This is a genomic window from Bradyrhizobium sp. JR4.3 (genome assembly GCF_040547695.1).
Lineage (GTDB): Bacteria > Pseudomonadota > Alphaproteobacteria > Rhizobiales > Xanthobacteraceae > Bradyrhizobium > Bradyrhizobium canariense.
Window position 1 is genome coordinate 25848 of sequence record NZ_JBEPQF010000021.1, and the last position, 24740, is coordinate 50587.

Here is a 24740-nt window from a genome sequence, read left to right on the forward strand (position 1 = left end):
ATTGGCACAAATCGGTCTCATCCCGGCCATGGACAAATCCGTCCCATGGTGCTTCATCGCGGCGCCATGCTGAAACGTATCTACGACTGGTGCATCGACGCCGCTCACAAGCCTTACGCGCTCTGGATCATGGGCGCCGTGGCTTTCGCTGAAAGCTCCTTCTTTCCCGTCCCGCCGGACGTGATGCTGATCCCGATGTCACTGGCGCGCCCGCAGCGCGCCTGGGTCTATGCGGCGATCTGCACTGCGACGTCGGTGGTGGGTGGTCTGCTGGGCTACGCCATCGGTGCGCTGCTCTTCGACTCGGTCGGCCATTGGCTGATCGAGGTCTATGGCCTCGGCGGTAAGGTCGACGCCTTCCGCGCCTCCTATGCCGAATGGGGCGCCGTGATCATCCTGCTCAAGGGCCTGACGCCGATCCCCTACAAGCTCGTGACCATCACGTCCGGCTTTGCCGGCTACAATATCGGGCTCTTCATCCTGTGCTCGATCGTGGCGCGTGGCGGGCGCTTCTTTATCGTGGCGATCCTGCTCAACCGCTACGGCGACTGGATCCGGGTCAAGATCGAGAAGCATCTCGGATTGGTGGTGGCAATCGGCGCTGCGGTGCTCGTGCTCGGCTTTGTCGTCGCAATCAAGTTGATCTAACTCCAAGGCGCTTTGCCGCCGCGCCTCGTTCGGCTACGGTTGCCGTCATGATGCTTCGATCCGGCAATCCGGTCCTGCGGCTGGGCACGCTGACATTTGCGGTGCTTTCGCTCCTGCTCGTTGCCGGCGGCACCGGATGGCCGCAATCCGCGCCGCCGGCGCTCGGCTTGCAGGAGCAAGGACCGCAGGCCGCACCGGCGCCCTCGACAGCTCCTTCGTCGCCGCCGGCGCATGAGGAAAATCCCGGGCTGATCAACGAAATGGGCAAGCTGTTCGACAAGCTGCCGTCGATCCTGCCGCCGATCAAAAGTCCGAGCGAGACCATGAACGATTTGTCGCGCCTGGCGAAGCCGTCGACCATGGTGTCGGGGCGCGTGGCCTGTCCGGCCTCGTCGAACGGCGCGCCCGACTGCAAGCTCGCCGCCGACAAACTCTGCCAGAGCAAGGGCTACACGGAAGGCAAGAGCCTGAATGCCGATTCCGCGGAAAAGTGCTCGGCCAAGGTTCTGATCCCGGGCAGGCAACGCAAACCGGATGACTGCCGCACCGACACCTTCGTCACCAGCGCGCTGTGCCAGAACTAAGGACGTCGCGCGAGCAAGCAAGGAGCGCCCATGAGTCGCACGGAGCAGGACTTCCTCGGACAGCGTGAGATCGCCGACGACATCTATTACGGCGTCCAGACCATCCGCGGGAAGGAGAACTTCCACATCACCGGCATTCCGATGAACCAGGAGCCTTACTTCGTAAAGGCGCTTGGTTACGTCAAGAAGGCCGCCGCCATGGCCAACCGCGATCTCGGCGCGGTGGACACCAAAGTCGCGGAAGCCATCATCGTGGGCTGCGATCGCGTCATCGCCGGCGATATGATGGACCAGTTCGTCACCGACTTCATCCAGGGCGGGGCCGGCACCTCCACCAACATGAACGCCAACGAGGTGATCGCCAATCTCGCGCTGGAATCGCTCGGCTTTGCGAAGGGTGACTACCAGCACGTCAGCCCCAACGATCACGTCAACTACGGCCAGTCGACCAACGACACCTATCCGACCGCCTTTCGGCTGGCGCTGATCCTGCGGCTCGAGAGCTACATGACGGCGCTGCGTCAGCTCCAGGAGGCGTTCTTCGCCAAGGGCAGGGAGTTCGAGCGCGTGCTGAAGATGGGCCGCACCCATTTGCAGGACGCGGTGCCGATGTCACTCGGCGCCGAATTCCGCGGTTGGGGCACCACCATGGGCGAGGAGGTCGATCGAATCTCCGAGGCCCGCGCGCTGCTGCGCGAGATCAATCTCGGCGCCACTGCGATCGGCACCTCCGTCACCGCGGCGCACGGTTATCCCAAGCTCGCGGTCCGGCATCTGAGCGCGCTCACCGGCGTCGACTTCATCCTCGCCGGTGATCTCGTCGAGGCGACGTCGGATACCGGCGCCTATGTGCAGCTCTCCGGCGTTCTCAAGCGCACCGCGAGCAAGCTAACGAAGATCTGCAACGACATCCGCCTGCTCGCCTCGGGCCCGCGTGCCGGCTTCAACGAGATCAACCTGCCGCAGCTTCAGCCGGGCTCCTCGATCATGCCCGGCAAGGTCAATCCTGTGATCCCCGAGGTTGTCAACCAGACCAGCTTCCTCGTGATCGGGCTCGACACCACGGTGACGCTCGCGGCGTCCGCCGGTCAGCTCCAGCTCAATGTGATGGAGCCGGTGATCTCGTTCGCGCTGTTCTTCTCGATCCGCACCATGGAGCGCGCGGTCAACAGCCTGCGCGAGAATTGCGTCGTCGGCATCACTGCCAACGAGGAGCACACCCGCAACATGGTGCTGAATTCGCTCGGTATCGTCACGGTGCTGAAGCCGCTGCTCGGCTACAAGCAATGCGCCGAGATCGCGCGCGAGGGCTACAAGAGCGGCAAGTCGCTGCACCAGATCGTCGTGGTCGAACGCAAGCTGCTGACCCAGGAGAAATGGGACGAGATGTTCTCGTTCGAGCGGCTGATCAATCCGGATTTGCTTGCATAGGCGCCGCTCTCTCCTCCCGTCATTCCGGGCGCGCGAAGCGCGAGCCCGGAATCCATTTCGCCATTCGTGCCGAGGCCCGATGGATTCCGGGCTCGACGCTACGCGTCGCTCCGGAATGACGGAAGCAGGAATTCCGCTGCTTGGAATTGCGGTAACGGCGTCCTCCACGGCGCCAAAACGCAATACTTGACAGTGGAAAGATTGCCTTGTTGGTATGGCTCCCAACTTCGATGTGACCGCCAACAGAGGATCGTCTCGCAATGTCCATGCCTGCCTTGTTTAGGGGACGCCTGTCGATCCCCGTGATCGGCTCGCCGCTCTTCATCATCTCGGTGCCCGATCTCGTGATCGCGCAGTGCAAGGCGGGCGTGGTCGGCTCGTTTCCCTCGCTGAACGCGCGTCCGCCGGAGCTGCTTGACGAGTGGCTGGCGCGGATCACTGAAGAGCTCGCGGCCTATGACCGCGCGCATCCGGACAAGCCGTCGGCGCCGTTCGCGGTCAACCAAATCGTGCACAAGTCGAACAACCGGCTCGATCACGACATGCAGCTTTGCGCCAAGTACAAGGTGCCGATGATCATCTCGTCGCTCGGCGCGCGCGAGGAGCTGAACCAGGCCGTGCACGGCTGGGGCGGCATCGTTTTCCACGATGTGATCAACCAGAAGTTTGCGCACAAGGCGATCGAGAAGGGCGCCGACGGCCTGATCCTGGTCGCGGCGGGCGCCGGCGGCCATGCCGGCACGATCTCGCCGTTGGCATTCGTCGCCGAGACACGAAAATGGTTCGACGGCCCGATCGCGCTGTCGGGCGCGATCGGCAACGGCAAGGCGATCCGCGCCGCGCGCATTCTCGGAGCCGACTTTGCCTATATCGGCTCGGCCTTCATCGCCACCAAGGAAGCCAATGCGGTCGAGAAGTACAAGGAGATGATCGCGGGCGCGACGGCCGACGACATCGTCTATTCCAACCTGTTCACCGGCGTGCACGGCAACTATCTGAAGCCGTCGATTCTCGCCGCCGGCATGGATCCGGAGAACCTGCCGACGTCCGATCCCTCGAAGATGAACTTCGGCACCGACGCCTCCGGCGAGCGCGCCAAGCCGAAGGCCTGGAAGGAGATCTGGGGCTCCGGCCAGGGCATCGGCAGCGTCGACGGCATTCTTCCCGCCGCCGAGCTGATCGCGCGCTTCAAGAAGGAGTACGACGAAGCGATCGATCCGCCGTTGTGATCGATCTCGTGTCCCGGACGCGCTGCAGCGTGCAACGCTGCTGCGCAGAGCCGGGACCCATCGCCCAACATGGACCCCGGATCTGCAGCGCACCGCTGCGCGCTGCGCCGCGTCCGGGGAACGCCAGCAAGATCGAGTGAAGAATGACGGCCATCTACCGCGTCGACGGCAACAGCGTCATCACCAGCCCGGATGCCGCCGGCCCGTGGGACCGGCGTATGCAGCACGGTTCGGCGCCGGCCTCGCTGGTGACGTGGGCGGCTGAGCGTATTCCGACGCCTGTCGCGATGGACATCGCGCGCGTCACCATCGACCTGATGCGCCCGGTTCCGGTGGCGCCGCTCACGATCGCGACCGAGGTCTTGCGCGAGGGCCGCAAGATCCAGCTCTGCGGGATCAAGCTGCTCGCCGACGGCGTACAGGTGGTCGGCGCCACCGTGCTCAAGATCAAGCGCCAGGCGCTGACGCTGCCCGATGACATCAAGGCACTGCCGGTTACGCTGCCGTCGCCGGAGGATTCGCTGCTCGAGGACGGTCATGCCGCCACCAGCCCGTTCGTGCGATCGGTGTCGATGCGCGCCGCGCGCGGCCGCTTCGGGCAAGCCGGCGCCGGCGCGATCTGGTTTCGCGTCGACCATCCCCTGATCGCAGGCGAACCGCTCTCGCAGGCGATGCGCGCCGTGGTCGCGGCCGATTTTTCCAACGGCACCGCCTCGTCGCTCGATTTCCGCGCCTGGACCTACATCAACGCTGACCTCACCGTGAGCTTTGCGCGCCAACCGGTCGGCGAATGGATCCTGCTCGACGGCGATTCCTGGATCGGTCCAGATGGCGCCGGGCTCGCGATGTCGCGGCTGGCGGACCGGACGGGGTATTTTGGCCGCGCCGTGCAGAGCCTGGTGATCGAGAAGCGGTGAGGGGCTGCGTGAGACTGCGCCGCGGCCGGGGCAGGAGCTACCCCACCATCCGGTCCCGCCCGCTCCAGAATTCCGCGCGCAGCACCTTCTTGTCGACCTTGCCGACGCCGGTCATCGGCAATTGCCTGACGAACTGGATCTGCTTGGGCGCGTGAGCCGAGCCCTTCCGCGTTCTCACCATGTTGATCAGCTCGTCGGCGTCAGGCGTAGCGCCCTCGCGCGGCACGACGATGGCAGTGACGGCTTCGCCCCATTTCTCGTCAGGGATGCCGACGACCGCGACCATGGCCACGTCGGCGTGCTGTGACAGCACGTCCTCGATTTCCCGCGGAAAGATGTTGAAGCCGCCGGAGACGATCATGTCCTTCTTGCGGTCGAGGATGAACATGTAGCCGCGTTCGTCCCTGCGCGCGATGTCGCCGGTATGGACCCATCCGTTCCGAAGCGTCTCGGCGGTGATGTCGGGCCGCTTCCAGTACTCCGCCATCGCGTGCGGGGCGCGCACGCAGATCTCACCGACTTCGCCCGTCTTCACTTCTTGATCGTTGTCGTCGAGGATCCGGACCTCGCAGGCCGCGATCGGGAAGCCGCAGGACAGGAACAGTTCGGGCGTCCTGGGATCGTGATCCGCCTTGCGCAGCACCGAGATTGGATAGCATTCGGTCTGGCCGTAAAGCTGCGAGAACACCGGCCCGATCCGCTCGATGCCCTCGATCAAGCGGCTCGGCGACATCGCGGAGGCGCCGTAGAGCACCAGTTCGAGCGAGGAGAGCTTGGTCCTGCTCAATGCGGGATGATCGAGCAGCACATAGATCATGGTCGGCACGAACAGCGTGAAGTTGATGCGCTCGCGCGCGATCGTCGCCAGCACCGCCTCGGGATCAAAACCCTTCAGCATGTGCACGGTGCCGCCACGCATCAGGGTCGGCAGCACCTTCGTGCCGGCGACATGGCTGATCGGTGCCACCGCGAGGTAGCGCGCGCCATCGGGGATCTCGAAGTCGGCGAGGATCGCGGCCGCGGCCCCGGCATTTTCGCGATGGTAGCGCAACGCGCCCTTGGATTTTCCGGTCGTGCCACCGGTGTAATTCAGCGTGGAGAGATCGTCGGGTCCGGCGAGGCAATGCGCGCTGGCATGGCCTTCGATCTCGATCGCCTGCAAGAGGTCGACGCCATAGTCGGCCGGTCCCATGGTGAAGACCGCCTTGAGCCAGGGCGCCTGCGCGGCGAGTTCGCCGCCGCGTTCGCGGAAGGCGGCCGCATCGACCACCAGCACCTCGGCCCCGGAATCCTCGAGTTGAAACAGCTGGTCTCCCCGCGATCCCAAAGGATGCAGCCCGGTGACGCAGAGCCGCGACAATTGCGCGGCGACGCCGGCGCACCAGGTGTCGGCGCGGTTCGCGGTGAGGCAGGCGACGCGCGCGCTGGGCTGCAATCCAAGCCGCATGAACACGGCCTGGATGCGCCCGATCAGGTCGATGGTGCCCTGATAGCTCAGCGATCCGCCGGGCCAGGCGAAAGCAGTTCGGCCAGGATAGCGCGACAGTGCCCGCAGCGCCTGCGCGCAAGTCGGCGACGATGCGTGGAGCGGATCGGACATATGTTTCCTCGCTGCTTTGTCATCGGCTTCTGGCGTGCCAATGTTTATCGCGACGCTAGCACAGGGAATGCGGGATGGAACGACTAAGCCCGCGCGAGGGAGGCATGCGTGACGTCAGATCGGCTGCAACATTTCCACGGTCGTCTCGCCCTGCCGCTGATTGCCGCGCCGATGTTTCTCGTGTCGGGCGTCGAGCTCATGGTAGCGGCCTGCCGCAACGGCGTGATCGGCAGCTTCCCCAGCGCGAATTGCCGTAGCACCGAACAACTCGATGAATGGCTCACCGACATCGAAACGCGGCTGCTGCGGCACGAAGATCAAACCGGCCGCAAGGCCGCGCCGCTTTGCCCAAACCTGATCGTGCACCGCTCCAATGCACGGCTGCAGCAGGATCTCGCCGTGTTGCTGCACCACAGGCCGGAGATCGTCATCACCTCGGTCGGCTCCCCCACGCCGGTGCTGAAGCCGCTGCACGACGCCGGCGCATTGGTGCTTGCGGATGTTGCCTCGATCCGCCACGCCGAACGCGCGGCGGAAGCAGGTGCCGACGGGCTCGTGCTGCTCACTGCGGGCGCGGGCGGCCAGACCGGCTGGCTCAACCCGTTCGCCTTCGTCCGCGCGGTGCGCGCGTTCTACGATGGCATCATCGTGCTCGCGGGGGGCATCAGCGACGGCCAGGCATTGCGCGCGGCCGAAGTGCTCGGCTGCGATCTCGGCTACATGGGTACAAAGTTCATCGCGACCCACGAGAGCATGGCGGATGATCGTTACAAGCGGCTTCTGGTCGAGAGCAGCGCGGACGACATTCTGCTGACCACCGCGTTCACGGGACTTCAAACCAGCATGCTGAAGCCGTCGATCGTCGCCGCGGGTCTCGATCCCGACGATCTGCCGGCGCGCGGCGCGATCGACATCGGCAAGGACATCGACGTTACCGCACGAGAGAACCGGCCAAAGCGCTGGCGCGATATCTGGAGCGGTGGGCACTCGACATCCGGCGTGACCGATGTGCTCGCGGTTGACGATCTCGTCGCATCAACGCTCGCGGAATACCGTGAGGCGGTGGAGCGGTAGACCCGGGCCCCTTTTCCGCAAGAACCGGGAGAGGGAAGGAGATACCGTCGCATCGGTCACAGTTAATCCCGCATGGCTCCGCAGCCCCACACTTAACGGCAGATTAACCATCGATCGCCCAGAATCCCCCTCAGGCGCCAATCAGGACCGAGAGGGACAGGCGATGGACTTCGACTTTCTCAACGCCAAGACGGCGGCTTCGCTGGACGAAATTCGCATTCGCGTAGCCCATGCGCTGGCCCGCCATCCGCTGTGCCGCAACGTGCGCTTCGACATCGTCAGCGTCCCCCGCACCCGCCGGGGCGGCAATTGGACGGTGGCGCTGCAGTCGGTCGAGCCGCGTGGAGTTTGGGAGGCCTCGGAGATCGTGGCCGACATCCAGGACGCTTACGATCTGGCGCTAGCTGCCTGATTCTGTTGATCTTTCTAGGTGATGTCGCCGCAGTCCGCGCGATTGCCGCCGCGATGGCACGGTTAAGCCTTAATTTTCGCCCAGTTTCCGGGCAGTGATCACGTGGACTTGAAGCCGGTTGCGGAGAGACGTTTGTCGAAAGCCATCACCATCGTCGTGCTGACCTGCTTCCTCGTCCTCGGCGCCGCCACCACCGCCATTCTCGGCCGCGACAGCGTGCCCAGCGTCAGCGCCGAAATGATCACGCAGGCGCCGGCACCCAAGCCGCTTGCAACCAATCGGGCGGCCAAGGCTGACCGTTTGGTTCCGACGCTGGCGCTGGCCTCGGCCGCCATCGACCCGGTCCAGGTTCCGGCCGACAAGCTCTCGCAAATGCCCGTGCTGACCGAACCGCTGCGCCAGGCGTTTGCCGCCGCCACGCCATCCGATTTCCCGATGCCCAAGGCGAGCGTGAACGAGGCTCCGGCCGCTGCAGAGATTCCTGCCGTCGAAGTCCCGGCCAAGCCGAAGGTCGTTGCCAAGCCGCAGCCGCAGAAATCCTATTCGCTCCTGTCCGACGTGCAGATCGCGGGCATCAGGGACCGTCTGAAGTTGTCGTCGTCGCAGGAATATTACTGGCCCTCGGTCGAAACCGCGCTGCGCAACGTCGTCCGCAAGATCTCGGCAAACAAGCTGTCCAATCCGAACGTGCAGGGCGTGCCGATCGATCCCAATTGCGACGAGGTCCAGCAGTTGAAGTCGGCCGCGATGCCGCTCCTGTTCCAGCTGCGTGACGACCAGAAAGAGGAAGTGCGCAAACTCGCCCGCATCATCGGGCTCGAGAAGGTCGCGCAGCAGATCTGACGCGCAAGTTCCTTCCGGAACTGCGCCTGTATCGGGAACATCAGGCAATCGAGAAGCGTTGCCCGCTCCAAAGAGGGAGTGGACCAATGCGCGCCTCGACAGCCTATTTCGTCGGTGCAGGAACCATCGTCGCAGCCATCGCCATTGGTCTCGGCGGCGGCATTGTCGCCGGCAATATCATGAATCCGGTCTCGCCCAAGCAGGGGCCTGATACCAGCAAGATCGCGCAGCGCGCTGACGCCAAGCCCGCCACGACGGACGCGCCATCCGAGCGCCTGCAATATCTCACCGGCTCGCAAGCATTCGGCGCCATGGTCGCCGCGCCAGCGCAGGCCGAAGCCAAATCCGACGCCAGATCCGACGCGAAGGCCGAGTCCAAGCCTGAGGCAAAGTCCGAAGCGGTGAAGCCCGACACGCAGACCACTCAAGCCAACGCTGAACAGCCAGCGCAACAGCCTTCGCAAGCGGCCGCGGTGGAGCCCCCGAAACCGCCACCGGCGTCGCCTCCGCAAGTCGCAAAGCCTGCCGAGCGACAGGCATCGACAGAGCCGTCATCCGACAACGCCTATGCCAAAGCCAGGGATTCTGACGTCAAGCGCGCCACGTCTGAACGGCGCCGGACGGAGCGCCGTGAGCGCTGGGCCGAGCGCCGTCATTACGATTTCCGCGAGCCGCGTGGTATGCGCGACCGCACCGATTGGGACGACGTCGCGCGCAACATCCGCGAAGATGCCGATGCACGCGACGTCCCGAGCCGGCCGCACGGCGGTTTTCCGCAGATCAGGCTATTCGGAGACGACGATTAGCGTCCATCCTCTATGACCGGCGCATCGACGTCTATGGCCTGACGGCATTGGCGCCGGCGAGGTTTGTGCTGTGGATGGCGAGCACTTACCCGCCGTGTGACTCCACGACCTTGCGGCAGCCGTCGGAAAGCTTCGACTTGTTCTCGCGCAGGCAGGCATTCATCTGCGGCGGCTTGCCGATGTGTTCGGCGCAGAATTTGCTCGCGTCGCTTCGGCAGGTCATCTGCTCCTGCGGCGTCGGACCCGATTGTGCAGCGGCGGTCTGGGCGGTAGCGGCGAGCAGCAGCACGGCAAGAACCGAAATCTTCATAAAACACCTCCTTGGGAATGTCATTGGTCCCGCCTGGGATCAAGCGGGCCGAACCATCTCGCGAGCCCCGGGCGCAGGTCCATGCCATGTTCATGGCATCGGCCAGCCCGTCCCGCCGCCGTACCCCCATTTTCATGGCATGTATCAGCGCGCCGTCTTTTGTCATTCAGGCTGCACGTCGGCTGCGAGACCCGGTGATTGCATCGGGACGCCGAACGGGAAGCAGGAGAGCAAGATGTCGAAAAGAGCGGGAGCGCTGAGCGCCGGGCTGACGATTTTGGCGCTGGCAGGTGCGGCGATGGTTTCGTTGGGCACGAGCCCGGCGCAGGCGGTGGTCTATTGCAAGACGGTCGGCATACCCAAGGGTTGCGTGGTGCGGCCGACAGCGGCAGTGGTGGTTGCGCCGGCCGCCGCGGTCGCGGTCGCGACACCCGGGGTCGGTGCGCCCGGCGTCGGCGTGCGTGCGGGCACGCCGATGAATCGCGGTGGTCCGGTCAATCGCGTCGGCGTGCGCTGAGAAAGACAAAAGAGTTCGGGCGAAGGAGCATTGCGGACGAACCCCCCGTCCTCCGCAGGCAAATCATCCGGCCCGTCCCTCTCTCCGCGCGTCCCACACGTTCGGAGAGGGGGCTTTTCAGCCGACGGCGGCACCGCTGTCGGGGAAAATCTGCGGCAATTGCAGCCGCACGCGCGTGCCTGAGGAATCCGAACCGAGATCGAGCATCGCCCCGCAGCGCGCGGCACGGCTCCTCATGTTGCGAAGGCCCCGCGCGGTCTGGCTCGCGTCGGTGGCTCCGCCGCTGCCGACCGGCGCAGAACCGTTCGCAAAGCCCTTGCCGTCATCCGCGACCTTGATCACACCGTACGGTCCCTGACCTTCGTCGACCGTCTCGATGGTGACCGCGATGCGGCGGGCCTCTGCGTGCTTGACCGCATTGGTCACGGCCTCGTCGAGGATGCGCACGATCTGGATGACATGCCATGGCCTGAGCTCGGGATGCAGCGGTAGCCCCTGCGGCGTGGCCACGTGCCAGTCGAGTGCGATGTCGTGCGGTCGCAATTGCGCGGTCGCGCGCTCGCGCCAGGAGCCGAGTGCGAGCATCAGGTCGCCGCCGATGTCGTCCATGGAATCGATGACGAGGCGGAGGTCCTTCAGCGCCGCACGGGCGGCGTCGGTGATGGTCGCGCCCTCGTGCCCGCGCTCGGACAGTGCCACGATGCTGATGAGCTGGCCGCCGAGGCCGTCATGCAGGTCGCGCATCAGCCGCGTGCGCTCATTGGCGAGCGCGGCGGCCCGTGCACGCTCCTCCTCGCGGGCAAAGCTCGCCTTCAGCCGCTCCTCAGCCTCGCGTACGCGCGTCACGAGCTGGTCGGCAAAGCTGTCGACCTGGTTCAGCGCGCGCGCGAACCGCCAGGTCAAGCCGGCGCCGATCGCGACCAGCATCGCCGAATAGGACAGGCGCGAGAGGAAGATGCGCTCGTTGGTCACGATCTCGAACACCGACAGCATGTCGTGGACCCAGCAGATCAGCACGATGGTCACCGCGCAGCCGAGCGTGAAGCTTGCCGCGTCCTGCCGCCGCACCACCGCGGCAGCGGTGACGCAGGCCATCAGGAGCAGGCAGAGACCGACGGTGGGAATGCCAAGCAGGAGAAACAGAATGCGCGGCAGCGGCGGGCCGGCGATCAGTCCGACACCGAACACGACGAGCCCCGGTGCGAACAGCAGCATGCCGTAACGCGGCCAGCGCCAGCCGAAGAACAGCACGCCGAAGACGACGACCAGGGCGCTCTCGATCGGTGCGGACGCGAGCAACACCGCGGCGAGCCGGGACGTGTTGACGGGGGGCACCGGTGGCGGCGCGAAGGCCTGCACCACGCCGAGTACCATCGCCACGGCGAGGACGCCGTAAACCGGCTCGCGGCGGCGCATCAGCCACATGATCGCCAGGATGACGGCGAGGATCGACTGCCAGGCGGAGAACACCACGGGCAACGTGACGAACATCAGCGTGCGTGTCTCGTAGGCCGGCCGCAAGGCCGCATCCGGGCCGACATAGACGGTGTCGAGAAAGCCCTTGAGCGGTCCCCAAACCAACAGCCGCACCGTGATCTCGTTCGCGCCCTCGCGCAGCAGCGAGGACGGGATTGACGCGATCTGGGGAGTGTTGCGGTCGGGCCGGTTGGCGTTGGCATCGCGTCGGGAATCCAGGATGACGACGCCGTTGATTGCGACTTCCACCGCGTTGCTGAAGCGCGGCAGGAATACCGACCATCCCGACGCCACGTCGCCGCGGCGGAACGTGAAGGTGCCGGTGTAGAGCGGCGGGTCGGCCAGGGAATAGCGTGACGACGTGAAATGCGGCAGCGTCACCGGACGTGCCACGCCGTCCTCGCGCAGCGAGAATTCGCTCAGGGCAAAGTCGTCGGGGTCGCTGGGCTGGAGCAGCCGCAGCCCGAGGACGGTCGCGACAACTATGAGCGCCTGGAGCAGCAGATAGGGTACGAGGCGCGAGACCAGCAGCCGGCGCCGCGCGGGTTTGACCGGTGCCTTGGCCGCGATCTCGCTCACAGCTTGATCAGGCCCTGCTGCACCGCTTCGAACACCGCTTCGCTGCGGGTGTGCACTTCTAGCTTGCGATAGATGTTCTTGATGTGGCCGGGCACGGTCTGCCGGGACAGGCCGAGATGGCTCGCGATCTCGGCGTAGCTGAAACCTTTGGCGATGCCCCAGAGGATGTCGATCTCGCGCGGGGTGAGCCTTGCGGTGTTGAGCGCGGGACCAGGCGGAGGCTCGGCCGCATTCTGCGCGGAACCTTGCGTTCTGCGCACGATGAAGCGGGCGATCGAGGCCGAGATCGGCGAATGGCCGGCGACCAGATCGCGCACGGTGGTGGCGATATCAGTGGGGAACGCATCCTTCAGGAGATAGCCGGTGGCGCCGACCGTGATCGCGGAGATCACACTCTCTTCGTCGCCGAGCGCCGAGATCACCATGATCTCGGTGTCGGGAAAGCGTTGCCTTGTCTCGCGGATCAGCTCGACGCCGTGGCCGTCGGGTAGCCGCAGATCGGTGAGCAGCACGCGCGGTGCCCGCTCGCCGAGCCCGGCGCGGGCCTCTGCGAGCGTGCCGGCGCTGCGCACCTCGTAGCCGGCCTTGACCAGCGCGTCGTGGAGCCGCCAGCAGGTCGGCGCGTCGTCCTCGACGAGGAGGATGGTGATGGCCTCACCCGTCTCGCCCTGTTCGGTCATGATCATCGCCCTGCACCGCGTGTCCCCCGCGGCGCACGGCCAAGTTTAGCCGCGGTGCCGGCGCCGCGACACCCATAATCATGGGGGCGCATTGTCACTCTTCCGCACCCTCGCGGACGCCGCCTACCGCTTTGCTGCGGCCGATAGCGTCGGCGGCGCGGGCAGACGCTGCACCCTGACCCGCGCCGTGCCGGCGTTGCTCGCCCTGGGTTGAGAGCTGGTGAGATCCTCGCGTTCGCCCAGGATGGCCCCCCTCTACGAAGTCTCTCCCCGCGGCGGCGGATATCGCCGGGCCAGCGCCGACAACGGCAAGTGTCGCTCGCCCTCCGGCAGCTCCAGATAGGCGAGCACGAGCGGCCGTTTCCAGTCACCGACGCCGAAATCCATCGTCATCCATTTCTGCGGTTCGGGGCCCTCGAGGCCGCGCACCCAGACGAAATAGCGGGGGAGATCGTCGGCTTCCGTTTCGGTCGCGCGTCTCCTAGCCATCAAAGCTGCTCGCTGTATCGCTACCTGCTGCCACACGATATAGGGACCGGCCCGGCGAAGTCGAACCGCCGAGCGTGGGCGTGCCGGAAGCACGCGGTCCTCTGGCGAAGTGTCCCAAGGATGCGGACGCGAGCCGTACGGCCGGCCGCTCTCGTCACTGCCAGAGTTCGCAGGCCGCAACCCGGTTGATGTCCGCGAGCCGGCGGCTGGTGTCGCCCTCGAGGTCGAGGCTTGCGACCAGCGTCAGCAGGCGATGATAGGCGTCGTCAGCGACCTCGACGGGCAGCGGAGCCTCATCGAACGTCTCGACATAGCTGCCGACGAGGCCGCTCAACAGACGGCACAGGCCGCGCTGTTCGGGGTCGTCGCGGCCGAGCGTCTCGAGCTTTTGCTGAAAGATCCGGAACGTCCGCAGGCCGTGGTGCTGTTGCAAAAGCCAAGTGTGCAGGTCGTTCATCTGAGCTCCTTCGAGTTGCGGAAGAAGCTACCGGTTTATACAGGCGGGATGTGACGATTGCTAGGGAGGGGGAGGGACTGGACGCGTTGACCCAGTCCGCTAGCCTCCGCGAGGAAGCTCCGATTTGATCTTTCGATACCGTCCTTCTAGCCTCACGGTAACGTCTCCCTCGCACGGGTGGTGCGAACGCAAGGGTTTGTTCAGTGAGGATTCTGATCGTCGAGGACGATGCCGCCATGGCGCGGGGCCTTGCCGAGCGGCTCAAGCTGTCCGGGTTCGCCGTCGATATCGAGTCTGACGGGGCTTCGGCGGCGCAGACCGCCTTGCTGGAACCCTACAGCCTCATCATCTTGGACATCAACCTGCCGAACGTGTCAGGTTTCGGCGTCCTGCACAAGATACGGCAAGCCGGGTCGACCGTTCCGGTCATGATTCTGACTGCCCGTTACGCGACCGGCGATAAGGTCAGCGGCCTCGATCTCGGCGCCGACGATTATCTCTCCAAGCCATTTGATATCGCCGAATTTGATGCCCGCGTTCGTGCGCTCGTGAGAAGGGGACAGGGGCTTCCCAATCCAACCTTGATCTGTGGCCCGCTCGCGTTCGACCGCGCCGCGGGCACGATTACACTGAGCGGCCGGCCGCTTGAATTGCGACGGCGCGAGTTTGCCGTGCTGGAGGTGCTGATGACCCGCGCCGGCAAAGTCGTCTCCAAGGAGCGCCTGATCGCGGAGGTGTTTGGCTTCGACGAGGCGGTAGCGCCGAACGCGGCGGAACTCTATGTTGGTCGCGTTCGCCAGAAACTCGGTCCCGACGGGCCGCGGATCCGCACCGTCCGCGGGCTAGGGTATCTGCTGGAGGTATAGTGATCGCCACCTGGCGGCCGTCGTTGAGGCGAACACTCCTCACCAATCTGGTGGCGCCCGCCATTGTATTGGCGATGGTGCTTGGAATCGGCGGTATGTTGCTGATTCAGCGGGTTGTCCAGACAGTCCATGACCGGTTGCTCGATGGGTCGATTCTCGCCATCGCCGAACGTGTCGGCGTGGAAGATGGCGAACTGACCGTCGACTTGCCGCAGGTTGCGCTCGGCATGCTGGAGAGCCAGTCGCACGATAGCATCTATTACAGCGTGACTTATCTTGGCGAATTGATCACCGGTTACAAGGATCTTCCGCTCGCAGGGTTCGATCGATTGAAGGCTGGCGAAACCGGACATCGCGATGGCGCGTATCGCGGCAAAACGGTTCGTATCGGCGCGCAGGCGCGGCAGGTCTACGGCAGGCCAGGGCTGGTCCTCGTCGCAGTGGCCGAAACGGTGCAGGCGCGCCGCGTCGTCGAACGTGAAATGCTGATCGGACTGGCGATGCTCGAGGCCGGCTTGATTAGCCTCATCGGTTGCCTCGGCTGGTACGCGGTCGATCGAGGCCTGAGGCCGCTTGGCGAACTCAAACAAGAAATCGACGCGCGCGGCATCCAGGGCGGTCCAAATCTCAGTCCGCTTGACCTTTCCCGGGTGCCGCAGGAAGCTTTAGCACCGGCGCTCGCGGTAAATTCCCTGCTACAGCGGCTGGATCTGGCCATTGGACTGGTGCGCCGATTCACCGCCGATGCCTCGCATCAGATGCGAACGCCGTTGGCGATATTGCGAACGCATCTCGATCTGGTGCGACGCCTGGGGTCGGAGACGCCGGCGGGCCAATCTGCCCTCGACGAGGTCGATAACGCCATCAACCGCCTTGAACGGCTGCTCGAGCAGCTCGTGACACTGGCTCGGGTCGACGAGCAGAACATTGCGCAACCGGCCGCGGAGAACGTTGACCTGAACGAGGTCGCCTTCAATGTCCTGTCGGAGCGTGCCCCACAGGCGTTCGCGCGCGACATCGACGTCCAGTTCGATCGATTTGACGGTCCCGCGGTCATCGCCGGCAATACCGTCCTGATTGGCGAATTGCTGGCAAACCTGATCGACAATGCCATCCGCTACAACCGACCCGGCGGGTTGGTCCTGGTTCGCGCGGTTGTTGACGCCACGACCGCGCGGATTGAAGTCGAGGATACCGGTCCGGGAATTCCGGAGGCCCATCTGGCCCGTGTCTTCGAACGCTTTTATCGGATTCCGACGGCGAACGGCCCTGAGGGTAGCGGCCTTGGACTGGCCATCGTGAAAGCGTTGTCGGACCGTCTCGGGGCTCAAATCGTGCTTGCACCTGGCCCGGAAGGCCGGGGCCTGCGGGTTTCCGTGAGCTTTCCTCTTGCCAAGCGTGATGGTGAAAGCTCAAGTTGAGGCCTGATTGTGCGCCGCTGTAGAAGTGGCTGCAGTCCTGAACAAACTAAAGTCCGCAAAGCGGCTCATGGACGAGGAAGCGTCACGATGGAGGCTGCCAAAGCCTTGGCCTTGTGCGTTGGAATCCTGCTGGCGTGGCCTGCCATGTCGGAGCAGGCGCAGCTCGGCCCTCTCAAAAGACAAGCATCCGCTACCGCCGGAGCTCGAGAGCAACTCAACATCGTATCGACGACCCAGGACGCGGACGTCGCCGACTTGCTTGCCGATTTCCGGGCAGGTCATCCGGACATCGAGATCGTCCATACAAAGATCAACTCGAACGAAATCTACAATCAAGTCGTGGATCCCTCGACCTCCAGCGCAGCACCCGGAGACATTGTCTGGAGCTCCGCGATGGATCTGCAGATCAAGCTCGTCAATGACGGCTATGCCCAACCCTATGTCTCGAAGGAAATTGCGCATATCCCGGATTGGGCAATCTGGAAAGACGAAGCCTATGCCATCACGGCGGAGCCGATTGTCATTGTTTATAACAAGAACCTCGTCGCGGAGGGCGATGTTCCCCGAACCCGCGCGGATCTGAAGAGCCTTCTGAGCCGGAAGCCCGATACCTATCGGGGCAAGATCGCAACCTATGACCCGGAGCAGAGTGGGACCGGTTTCCTGTTCATCACGCGCGATGCCGGAATCACCAGGACAACGTGGGATTTGGTCCGTGCCTTTGGCGGCGCCGGTATCAAGCTTTACTCGACCACCGGAACGGTGCTTGATCGAATTTCATCCGGCGAACATCTGATCGCCTACAATATGATAGGTTCTTACGCGATCGAACGGGCCAAGGAAGATGCCTCTATCGGAATCGTGTTTCCTGCCGACTACATCACCTTGATGTCGCGAATAGCCTTCATACCTGTCACTGCGCCGCACCCGGAATCCGCGAAACTGTTTCTTGATTACTTGCTTTCGGAGCGCGGCCAGAAATTTCTCCTGGCCCGGTCGGTTGGTCCTGTGCGCCTCGGTCTCGGCGCACAAGGCGTGATACCTGCGGATCGCAGCGGCGCGGTCAAGCCGATCCATATTGGTGCAGAATTGCTCACCTATCTCGATCAGTCGAAACGAGCGAGCTTTCTCAAAGAGTGGCGCCGCGCATTGCAGGATCGATAGAGATCCAGGGATTTGGATTTCAAACGGAATAACATCCGAGAGAAATCCCCATATCTGCCGGCTCGCCAAGCGCGCCGTCTTCACCTCCGGCTTCGACCAAATTTCCTGCAGGGTGCATCAGCGACAGGTTGATGACAGGCAGCTGATATACGGTGAGGCAGCCTAGCTTGAACGATAGCGCCTCGCGTATCGGTCAATCCGGCCGCGATCAAGTTTGCAACACCTGCCTGACAGGTGAACAAGACAAAGAATCACAAACGATAAAAAGGGAGGACGGCATGACGGCTAACACCGGACAGTCGAAGCTTGGCATGGTGCTCCGCGTCACCAGTGGCAACTTTCTTGAGATGTTCGATTTCTTTCTGTCGGGCGTCTACGCGTCGTACATCGCCAAAGCATTCTTCCCGCTCGAAAATGAATACGCGTCACTGCTGCTGACCTTTGTCGCGTTTGGCGCAGGCTTTCTGATGCGTCCGCTCGGCGCCATCATCCTCGGCGCCTACGTGGATCGGATCGGGCGGCGCCAAGGCCTGATCGTTACATTATCCATCATGGCTGCCGGAACGGTGCTCATCGCGTTCGTGCCAAGTTACGCAACGATTGGCATCTTGGCCCCGATCCTCGTCTTGATTGGGCGCCTGCTGCAGGGCTTCTCGGCTGGCGTCGAGCTTGGTGGTGTTTCCGTCTATCTCTCGGAAATGGCCACACCGGGAAAGAAGGGTTTTTACGCCAGCTGGCAATCGGCTAGTCAACAGGTCGCGATCATCGTCTCGGCCTCGCTGGGGTTTGCTCTGAATGCATGGCTTGCACCGGCGCAACTTAACGATTGGGGCTGGCGCATTCCGTTCTTCATCGGCTGCCTGATCGTTCCTTTCGTGTTCTTCATTCGACGCTCGCTGCAGGAAACCGATGAATTCCTGGCGCGGAAGCATCATCCGACACCCCGCGAGATCTATCGCTCCATCCTCGCAAACTGGAGCGTTGTTCTTGCCGGGATGATGATGGTGATCATGACCACGGTGTCGTTCTACCTCATTACCGTCTACACGCCGACATTCGGCAAATCGGTCCTCAAACTCACCGCGGCCGACGGCCTGATCGTGACGATTTGCGTGGGAATATCGAATTTCATCTGGCTTCCCATCATGGGCTCGTTGTCCGATCGGATTGGTCGTCGGCCGATCCTCATCGCCTTTTCGACTTTGGCATTTCTGACTGCATATCCCGCGCTTTCCTGGTTGGCCGCAGGCCCGACGTTCCCGAAGATGCTGACGGTCCTGCTTTGGTTGTCGTTCATCTACGCCAGCTACAACGGCGCGATGATCGTCGCATTGACCGAAGTCATGCCGGTAGGCGTACGAACGTCGGGATTCTCCCTCGCATATAGTCTGGCAACGACGTTCGGAGGGTTTACGGCAGCGATCTGCACCTGGCTGATCGCTGCCACTGGTGACAATGCATCGCCGGGATATTGGATGAGCGCGGCAGCGCTCTGTGGTCTGGCCGGGACGTACCTCGTTTACAGGCCGCAGGAACGACGCGCGCTATCCGGCGCTAGTTCGGTTGAGACGGCGATAGGGACGTGACCACCAAAGTGCTCGATGATTTCGACCGTCAACGAGCAAGCACAGTCCCCGAATAATAGCATCGAAGGAAATTGCCGATGAGCGTGACGATCGTCGTGCGCAGGCTAGTTGCGCTGAGCTTGCTGATTGTTTTGACGGCCGCGGCGGGAATCGCCGGGGCGTCCGAGGTCAGGGTCATGATCTCGGGAGGCTTGGCGACGCCTTACAAGGAGCTCGTACCGCAATTTGAACGCGCGACGGGAAACACGGTCGTCACGGCCTATGGCCCTTCGATGGGTACGACGGAGAACGCTATCCCAGTGCGACTGGCACGTGGGGAGGCAGCGGACGTGCTCATCATGGTCGGCGACGCGCTGGGCGAGATGATCAAGCAGGGCAGGGCGGTCAGAACCAGCCGCGTCGACCTGGTGCGCTCGCCGATCGGGATCGCGGTACGCGCCGGGACGCCAAAGCCTGATATCAGTACGTCCGACGCATTGAAACAGGCACTGTTGAACGCGAAGTCGGTTGCATACTCCGATAGCGCCAGCGGCGTCTATGTCGGCAACGAGCTGTTCAAGCGTCTCGGAATTGCCGCCGAGATGAAGGACAAAGCCAAAATGATTCCGGCCGAGCCGGTCGCGAGTGTTGTTGCACGCGGTGACGCCGAACTCGGCTTTCAACAGATCAGTGAACTTCTGCCGATCGCTGGAGCCGACCTTGTGGGGCCGCTCCCGCCAGACGTGCAGAAAATCACGATCTTTTCTGCAGGCATAACCTCCAGTGCCAGTCAGCCGGAAGCCGGACGGGCTCTCATTGCCTTCCTCGCTTCAGCTGCAGCTGCTCCGGCCCTGAAAAAAGCGGGTCTCGATCCCTTCGCGGCATCGGAAAAATAGACCGGCTTCAGATCTGCGGGAGGCGAGAGGACGCCATGACTTCAACTGCTGCGCAGCCATCGCACATGGAAAAGGAAACAATGCGGAAGGTGACGTTCCGCATCATTCCCTTCTTGATGGTCTGTTACTTCATCGCGTTCGTCGACCGCGTCAACGCCGGTTTCGCCGCGCTGCAAATGAACCAGGATATCGGCCTCTCGTCGGCCGCGTTCGGCCTTGGAGGCGGGCTGTTCTACATCACCTATGTCCTTTGCGAGGTGCCGAGCAATCTGGCGATGGAGAAGGTGGGAGCCCGGCTCTGGATCGCGCGGATCATGATCACATGGGGCATCGTCGCCGCATGCATGGCGCTGGTGGTGGGGCCCAACTCGTTTTATCTCGTGCGAATGTTGCTGGGCGCTGCCGAGGCAGGGTTCTTTCCCGGCGTCATTCTCTATTTGACCTATTGGTTCCCCGCCGAATACCGCGGCCGGATCGTCGCGATCTTCATGGTTGCGATTCCGATCTCGAGTTTCCTCGGCTCGCCGATTTCCGCCTCGTTGCTGCAGCTTGAGGGATATCTCGGCTATCACGGCTGGCAGTGGATGTTCGTGCTGGAGGCGGTACCTGCGGTATTTCTGGGCATCGCCTCGTTCTTCGTGCTTCCCAACGGTCCTGCCAATGCGCGATGGCTCACCGATGCGCAGCGCAACTGGCTGACCAATAGATTGGCCGCCGACACCTCTTCGCCGAAAAAGGCCGCGGCGCATTTGTCGCTTTGGCAGGTCGTGTCCAACAAATATGTTCTCGCCGCCTCGCTGATCTATGCCGGCGCGTCCGGCTCGAGCCAGGTTCTTTCGCTGTGGCAGCCCCAGATCATCAAGTCGTTCGGCTTGAGCAACATGGAGACCGGATTGGTCAATTCCATCCCGTTCGGAATTGCGTCGGTGCTGATGGTCCTCTGGGGCCGGAATTCGGACCGCACGCGCGAGCGAACCTGGCACACCGCGATTCCGCTGCTGCTATTGGCGATCAGCCTTTCGGTCGCTCCATTCGCCAGCGCGCTCCTTCCGGTCGTACTCTTGCTGTGCGTCTCCGTCACGGCCACCTACGTGGTCAAGGGGCCGTTCTGGGCGCTCGCGACGGAATGGATGTCGGCTGGCGTTGCCGCCGCCGCAATCGCGCAGGTCAACGCGATCGGGAATATCGGCGGATTCTTGGGGAGCTATCTGCTCGGCGTCATCAAGGATGCCACTGGAAGCTACTCACTGGGGCTGTTGCCGCTTGCCGCTCTGTCCGGCGCGGGGTGCATCATGGTGCTGGCGCTCGGCCGAAATCCGCAACACGACGCCGTGACCGTGCAGGAGCCGGTCCATTGAACGCCGGGCCAACGTTTCGAAGGACGCCGGCTGAAAACGCCGTTTCATTCATGGGGATTTGCGATGACCACAGCTAAATCACTGCAGAAGCGGCCCGCCACACTCATTCCAGGCGATGGTATCGGCCCCGAGATCGTGAAATCGGCCGTAGACATTCTCGAAGCGCTCGGCTCTCCGTTCGAATGGGATATCCAACAGGGTGGCTTGGCCGCGATCGAGGAAAGCCGTGATCCGCTGCCGCAGGCGACGCTGGACAGCATCCGGCGCACGCGGCTCGCCCTGAAGGGCCCGCTAACGACGCCGGTGGGGGGAGGATTCCGCTCGATCAATGTTCGTCTGCGCGAGGAGTTCGGCCTTTACGCCAATTTGCGGCCGGTTCGAAGCATGGTTCCCGGAGGACGATTCGACGAAATCGATATCGTGCTGGTGCGAGAGAACCTCGGCGGCCTCTATGTCGCTTTCGAACACTACATCCCGATCGGGGACGATCCGCACGCGGTCGCCATTTCGACCGGGGTCAACACCCGCGAAGGATCGCGCAAGATCATCGAATTCGCATTCGACTACGCGCTCAAGAACGGTCGCAAGAAGGTGACCGTCGTGCACAAGGCCAACGTGCTGAAGGCGCTGACCGGCATCTTTCTCGAGGTCGGTCACGAGGTTGCAAAGAAATACGAAGGCAAGGTCAAAATGGATGATCGCATCGTCGATGCGACCGCCATGCAGCTCGTCATGAATCCGTGGCAGTTCGACGTCATCGTCACCACCAATTTGTTCGGAGACATCCTGTCCGATCAGCTCGCCGGGCTAGTCGGCGGCCTTGGCATGGCACCTGGCGCCAACATCGGCCCAGATGCCGCGATATTTGAAGCCGTGCACGGTTCGGCGCCCGATATCGCCGGCAAGGGCATCGCTAATCCACTCGCTTTGCTGTTGGCCGTCGGGCTGATGCTGGAGCACGCTGACCAGCCCGATCTTGCGAACCGCCTCAGAACAGCGATTGATCAGGTTTTACGGAAGGACGGAGTTCGCACTCCGGATCTTGGGGGTAAAGCATCCACCACCGATTTCACCCAAAGCATCATTCGTCGGTTGGGATAACGGCAACTGACGAGAGCCGTCCTCGCTTGAGCACGATTGGTGCCACCTCGTTACCGCAAGATCAGGAGAACAAGATGCCGAAGGGTTCAGATCTATTGGTTGCCGCACTCGAGAATGAGGGCGTCGACCGAATTTTCGGCGTTCCCGGTGAAGAGAACCTCGACGTCGTGGAAAGCCTGCGCAACTCGTCGATCAAGCTGATCCTGACACGCCACGAGCAGGGCGCGGCCTTCATGGCCGCGACATATGGACGGCTGACCGGCAAGCCCGGCGTTTGCATCACCACGCTGGGCCCTGGCGCATTGAACCTGACGACTGGCGCCGCCTACGCGCTGCTCGGCGCCATGCCCATGATCATGCTCACGGGCCAGAAGGGCATCATGAGCAGCCGGCAGGCCAAATTCCAGATCGTCGACGTGGTTAGCGCTTTCAAGCCGTTGACCAAGCTGTCGCTCCAGATCGTCAGCACAAGCGGCATTCCGACAATTGTCCGCGATGCCTTCCGGATCGCCATGGAAGAGCGTCCGGGTCCGGTTCTGCTGGAACTGCCCGAGGACATCGCGGGCGAGGAAGCCGAGGACGTCGCGATGGTGGCGCCGCATCCGATTGAGATCCCGGTCGCCCATCGTGCCTCGCTGGACCGCGCCGCCGACATGATCCTCAAGGCCAAGCGGCCCTTGATCATGCTCGGCGCCGCCGCGTCCCGGCCGCGCAGCACGGCTGGCATCGGCGGCTTCGTCCGCCGCACAAAAATTCCGTTCTTCACCACACAAATGGGCAAAGGAACGGTACCCGGCGGCAGCAATCTCTACATGGGAACGGCGGCGCTCAGCGAGCGCGATTACGTGCACGAGGCGGTCGACCGGGCCGACCTGATTATTGCCATCGGTCACGACACCATCGAGAAGCCGCCATTCATCATGGGCCCGAAAGGTCCTCAAGTCATCCACGTCAGCTACACGCCAGCCAACGTGGAGCGGGTCTACTTTCCGCAGTGCGAGGTGGTCGGCGATGTCGGGCCGAGCCTGGAGTTGCTGGCCGACCGTCTCGAGGGGCGACTGCATCATGCCGGCGCGCTGTTAAGCCTTCGCGAAAGTATTTTGGCCCGGATCGGCGATCGCGCCACCGAGGAGCGCTGGCCGCCGACGCCGCAACGCATCGTGCACGATGTGCGAAAGGTCATTCCCGAAGACGGCGTCGTCGCGCTTGATAACGGGATGTACAAGATCTGGTTTGCCCGCAACTACCGCACCTATGTGGCGAACACGCTGCTGTTGGACAATGCGCTGGCGACAATGGGCGCCGGGCTGCCATCTGCCATGATGGCGGCGATGCTGCATCCGGAACGTCGCGTGCTCGCGGTCTGCGGCGACGGCGGTTTCATGATGAATTCGCAGGAGATGGAAACCGCGGTTCGCCTTAAATTGAATCTCGTCGTGCTGATCCTGGAAGATTCGGCTTATGGCATGATCCGCTGGAAGCAGGCGGTCGATAGTTTCCCGGACTTTGGCCTCACGTTCGGCAATCCGGACTTCGTCAAATATGCCGAGAGCTACGGCGCGAAAGGCTCGCGGGTCGAAAGCACGGATTCACTGATTCCGACACTCGAAAACGCGTTCAAGAGCGGCGGTGTGCACCTCGTCGTGGTGCCTATCGACTACAGCGAAAATACCCGCGTGCTGGTGGATGAACTTCGCGAGAAGCTGAAACAGGTCGTTGAGCCGACGGTGTGAGCCGTCGGCAAGGGTCATTGATTGGCTGAGCTGAAATTGGCGTGATCGCAAACGCCGGCAATGGAGAGTGCAATGAGTGAGCAGATCAACGAGCAGGCCGAGAAGATGCGGGAAATGGCGCAGACCACGCTCGATAAGGCGAAAGAGGCTGTGTCGAAATACATAACCGAATCCCAGAAATTGAGAGAGAAGGCCGATTCCAGCGTTCGCTCAACCTATTCGGCTGCGAAGGAGATGAACGAAAGGGCCGTCGCGTTCGCCGAGGAAAATGTGGCTTCGGGTTTCGAGCTTGCGCAACGGCTGTTGCATGCCAAGGACCCGCAGGAAATGAGTGCGGTTTATCAAAGCCATCTCAAGGAGCAGATGGACAAAATGAACGCGCAGTTTCGCGAGCTTGCAAGTGCGATGAGCCCGCCGTCGACCGTTGACCTGAATAAGGAGGACCGCTCGCCTCAAAGCGACGATCGTATCGCTTGATAACAGGATGGTGCCTGCACGCGGTCGGAGTGCGGACGGTGCATCATTCGCTCAAGACAATCGCATCATGATGCGTCGGGAAGGGCTGCAAAGTGGGCGTAGACAAG

The 24740-nt window shown here is 63.1% G+C and carries 25 protein-coding genes; 19 read left to right on the top strand and 6 right to left on the bottom strand.

The window, feature by feature from the left end; genetic code table 11:
- Positions 1–45 precede the first annotated feature (45 nt).
- The 5 genes from ABIB91_RS27825 (at position 46) to ABIB91_RS27845 (ending at position 4809) form a co-directional block, all read left to right on the top strand.
- Complete coding sequence (locus ABIB91_RS27825; RefSeq protein ID WP_007597485.1) at positions 46–648, top strand: YqaA family protein; 603 nt, start codon at positions 46–48, stop codon at positions 646–648.
- Between the two features lie 47 nt (positions 649–695).
- On the top strand, positions 696–1232 hold the full coding sequence (locus ABIB91_RS27830) for a hypothetical protein (protein WP_007597483.1): 537 nt from the start codon (positions 696–698) through the stop codon (positions 1230–1232).
- Between the two features lie 30 nt (positions 1233–1262).
- Positions 1263–2663: an aspartate ammonia-lyase gene (locus tag ABIB91_RS27835; RefSeq protein ID WP_007597482.1), complete on the top strand. Its 1401-nt coding sequence runs from the start codon at positions 1263–1265 to the stop codon at positions 2661–2663.
- A 260-nt stretch (positions 2664–2923) separates the two neighbouring features.
- Positions 2924–3892 carry an NAD(P)H-dependent flavin oxidoreductase gene (locus ABIB91_RS27840; protein ID WP_007597481.1) on the top strand — a complete coding sequence of 323 codons (969 nt, stop codon included), beginning with the start codon at positions 2924–2926 and terminating at the stop codon, positions 3890–3892.
- A gap of 143 nt (positions 3893–4035) precedes the next feature.
- Complete coding sequence (locus tag ABIB91_RS27845) at positions 4036–4809, top strand: thioesterase family protein (protein ID WP_354169235.1); 774 nt, start codon at positions 4036–4038, stop codon at positions 4807–4809.
- A 37-nt stretch (positions 4810–4846) separates the two neighbouring features.
- Here ABIB91_RS27845 and ABIB91_RS27850 read toward each other — a convergent pair whose 3' ends face one another.
- Positions 4847–6409, bottom strand: coding sequence for an AMP-binding protein (locus tag ABIB91_RS27850; protein ID WP_354169233.1), 1563 nt, complete (start codon positions 6407–6409; stop codon positions 4847–4849).
- Between the two features lie 108 nt (positions 6410–6517).
- On the opposite strand from ABIB91_RS27850, the gene ABIB91_RS27855 reads away from it, so the two are divergent.
- The 4 genes from ABIB91_RS27855 to ABIB91_RS27870 all read left to right on the top strand — a co-directional run bounded on the left by ABIB91_RS27855 (position 6518) and on the right by ABIB91_RS27870 (position 9544).
- Positions 6518–7483, top strand: a complete 966-nt coding sequence (locus tag ABIB91_RS27855; protein WP_354169231.1) for an NAD(P)H-dependent flavin oxidoreductase — start codon at positions 6518–6520, stop codon at positions 7481–7483.
- 163 nt (positions 7484–7646) lie between these two features.
- Complete coding sequence (locus tag ABIB91_RS27860; protein ID WP_007615367.1) at positions 7647–7895, top strand: hypothetical protein; 249 nt, start codon at positions 7647–7649, stop codon at positions 7893–7895.
- A gap of 132 nt (positions 7896–8027) precedes the next feature.
- Positions 8028–8738: a hypothetical protein gene (locus tag ABIB91_RS27865; RefSeq protein ID WP_219680587.1), complete on the top strand. Its 711-nt coding sequence runs from the start codon at positions 8028–8030 to the stop codon at positions 8736–8738.
- 86 nt (positions 8739–8824) lie between these two features.
- A complete protein-coding gene (locus tag ABIB91_RS27870; protein ID WP_354169229.1) occupies positions 8825–9544 on the top strand; it encodes a hypothetical protein in 720 nt (239 codons plus the stop codon).
- An 85-nt stretch (positions 9545–9629) separates the two neighbouring features.
- On the opposite strand, the gene ABIB91_RS27875 is transcribed toward ABIB91_RS27870, so the two are convergent.
- Positions 9630–9854 carry a cysteine rich repeat-containing protein gene (locus ABIB91_RS27875; RefSeq protein WP_007597470.1) on the bottom strand — a complete coding sequence of 75 codons (225 nt, stop codon included), beginning with the start codon at positions 9852–9854 and terminating at the stop codon, positions 9630–9632.
- A gap of 235 nt (positions 9855–10089) precedes the next feature.
- On the opposite strand from ABIB91_RS27875, the gene ABIB91_RS27880 reads away from it, so the two are divergent.
- On the top strand, positions 10090–10371 hold the full coding sequence (locus ABIB91_RS27880) for a hypothetical protein (protein WP_007597469.1): 282 nt from the start codon (positions 10090–10092) through the stop codon (positions 10369–10371).
- A 117-nt stretch (positions 10372–10488) separates the two neighbouring features.
- Here ABIB91_RS27880 and ABIB91_RS27885 read toward each other — a convergent pair whose 3' ends face one another.
- The 4 genes from ABIB91_RS27885 to ABIB91_RS27900 all read right to left on the bottom strand — a co-directional run bounded on the left by ABIB91_RS27885 (position 10489) and on the right by ABIB91_RS27900 (position 14052).
- The gene (locus tag ABIB91_RS27885; RefSeq protein ID WP_354169224.1) at positions 10489–12426 is read right to left on the bottom strand and encodes an ATP-binding protein; all 1938 of its coding nucleotides are present in this window, start codon (positions 12424–12426) and stop codon (positions 10489–10491) included.
- Positions 12423–13106 carry a response regulator gene (locus ABIB91_RS27890; protein ID WP_219680579.1) on the bottom strand — a complete coding sequence of 228 codons (684 nt, stop codon included), beginning with the start codon at positions 13104–13106 and terminating at the stop codon, positions 12423–12425. Before ABIB91_RS27890 ends, ABIB91_RS27885 begins: the two co-directional genes overlap by 4 nt.
- A gap of 255 nt (positions 13107–13361) precedes the next feature.
- Positions 13362–13595, bottom strand: coding sequence for a hypothetical protein (locus ABIB91_RS27895; protein ID WP_354169221.1), 234 nt, complete (start codon positions 13593–13595; stop codon positions 13362–13364).
- 154 nt (positions 13596–13749) lie between these two features.
- Entirely contained in the window at positions 13750–14052 is a 303-nt protein-coding gene (locus ABIB91_RS27900; protein WP_354169218.1) for a hypothetical protein, read from the bottom strand.
- A gap of 203 nt (positions 14053–14255) precedes the next feature.
- Between ABIB91_RS27900 and ABIB91_RS27905 the strand changes: the two genes are divergently transcribed.
- From ABIB91_RS27905 to ABIB91_RS27945, 9 genes are all read left to right on the top strand, one after another.
- Positions 14256–14918 carry a response regulator transcription factor gene (locus ABIB91_RS27905; protein ID WP_007597464.1) on the top strand — a complete coding sequence of 221 codons (663 nt, stop codon included), beginning with the start codon at positions 14256–14258 and terminating at the stop codon, positions 14916–14918.
- Positions 14918–16339, top strand: coding sequence for a sensor histidine kinase (locus ABIB91_RS27910; RefSeq protein ID WP_354169214.1), 1422 nt, complete (start codon positions 14918–14920; stop codon positions 16337–16339). The genes ABIB91_RS27905 and ABIB91_RS27910 overlap by 1 nt, the downstream gene beginning before the upstream one ends.
- A gap of 87 nt (positions 16340–16426) precedes the next feature.
- Positions 16427–17503, top strand: a complete 1077-nt coding sequence (locus ABIB91_RS27915) for an ABC transporter substrate-binding protein (RefSeq protein WP_354169211.1) — start codon at positions 16427–16429, stop codon at positions 17501–17503.
- A 278-nt stretch (positions 17504–17781) separates the two neighbouring features.
- The gene (locus ABIB91_RS27920) at positions 17782–19089 is read left to right on the top strand and encodes an MFS transporter (RefSeq protein WP_354169265.1); all 1308 of its coding nucleotides are present in this window, start codon (positions 17782–17784) and stop codon (positions 19087–19089) included.
- A 77-nt stretch (positions 19090–19166) separates the two neighbouring features.
- Positions 19167–19964, top strand: a complete 798-nt coding sequence (locus ABIB91_RS27925; protein ID WP_354169208.1) for a substrate-binding domain-containing protein — start codon at positions 19167–19169, stop codon at positions 19962–19964.
- 80 nt (positions 19965–20044) lie between these two features.
- Complete coding sequence (locus tag ABIB91_RS27930) at positions 20045–21322, top strand: MFS transporter (RefSeq protein ID WP_354169205.1); 1278 nt, start codon at positions 20045–20047, stop codon at positions 21320–21322.
- Between the two features lie 63 nt (positions 21323–21385).
- Entirely contained in the window at positions 21386–22423 is a 1038-nt protein-coding gene (locus ABIB91_RS27935) for an isocitrate/isopropylmalate dehydrogenase family protein (RefSeq protein WP_354169202.1), read from the top strand.
- Positions 22424–22497: 74 nt separating this feature from the next.
- The gene (locus ABIB91_RS27940; RefSeq protein ID WP_354169199.1) at positions 22498–24156 is read left to right on the top strand and encodes an acetolactate synthase large subunit; all 1659 of its coding nucleotides are present in this window, start codon (positions 22498–22500) and stop codon (positions 24154–24156) included.
- 72 nt (positions 24157–24228) lie between these two features.
- A complete protein-coding gene (locus ABIB91_RS27945; RefSeq protein ID WP_354169196.1) occupies positions 24229–24633 on the top strand; it encodes a phasin family protein in 405 nt (134 codons plus the stop codon).
- The last annotated feature ends 107 nt before the right edge of the window (positions 24634–24740 follow it).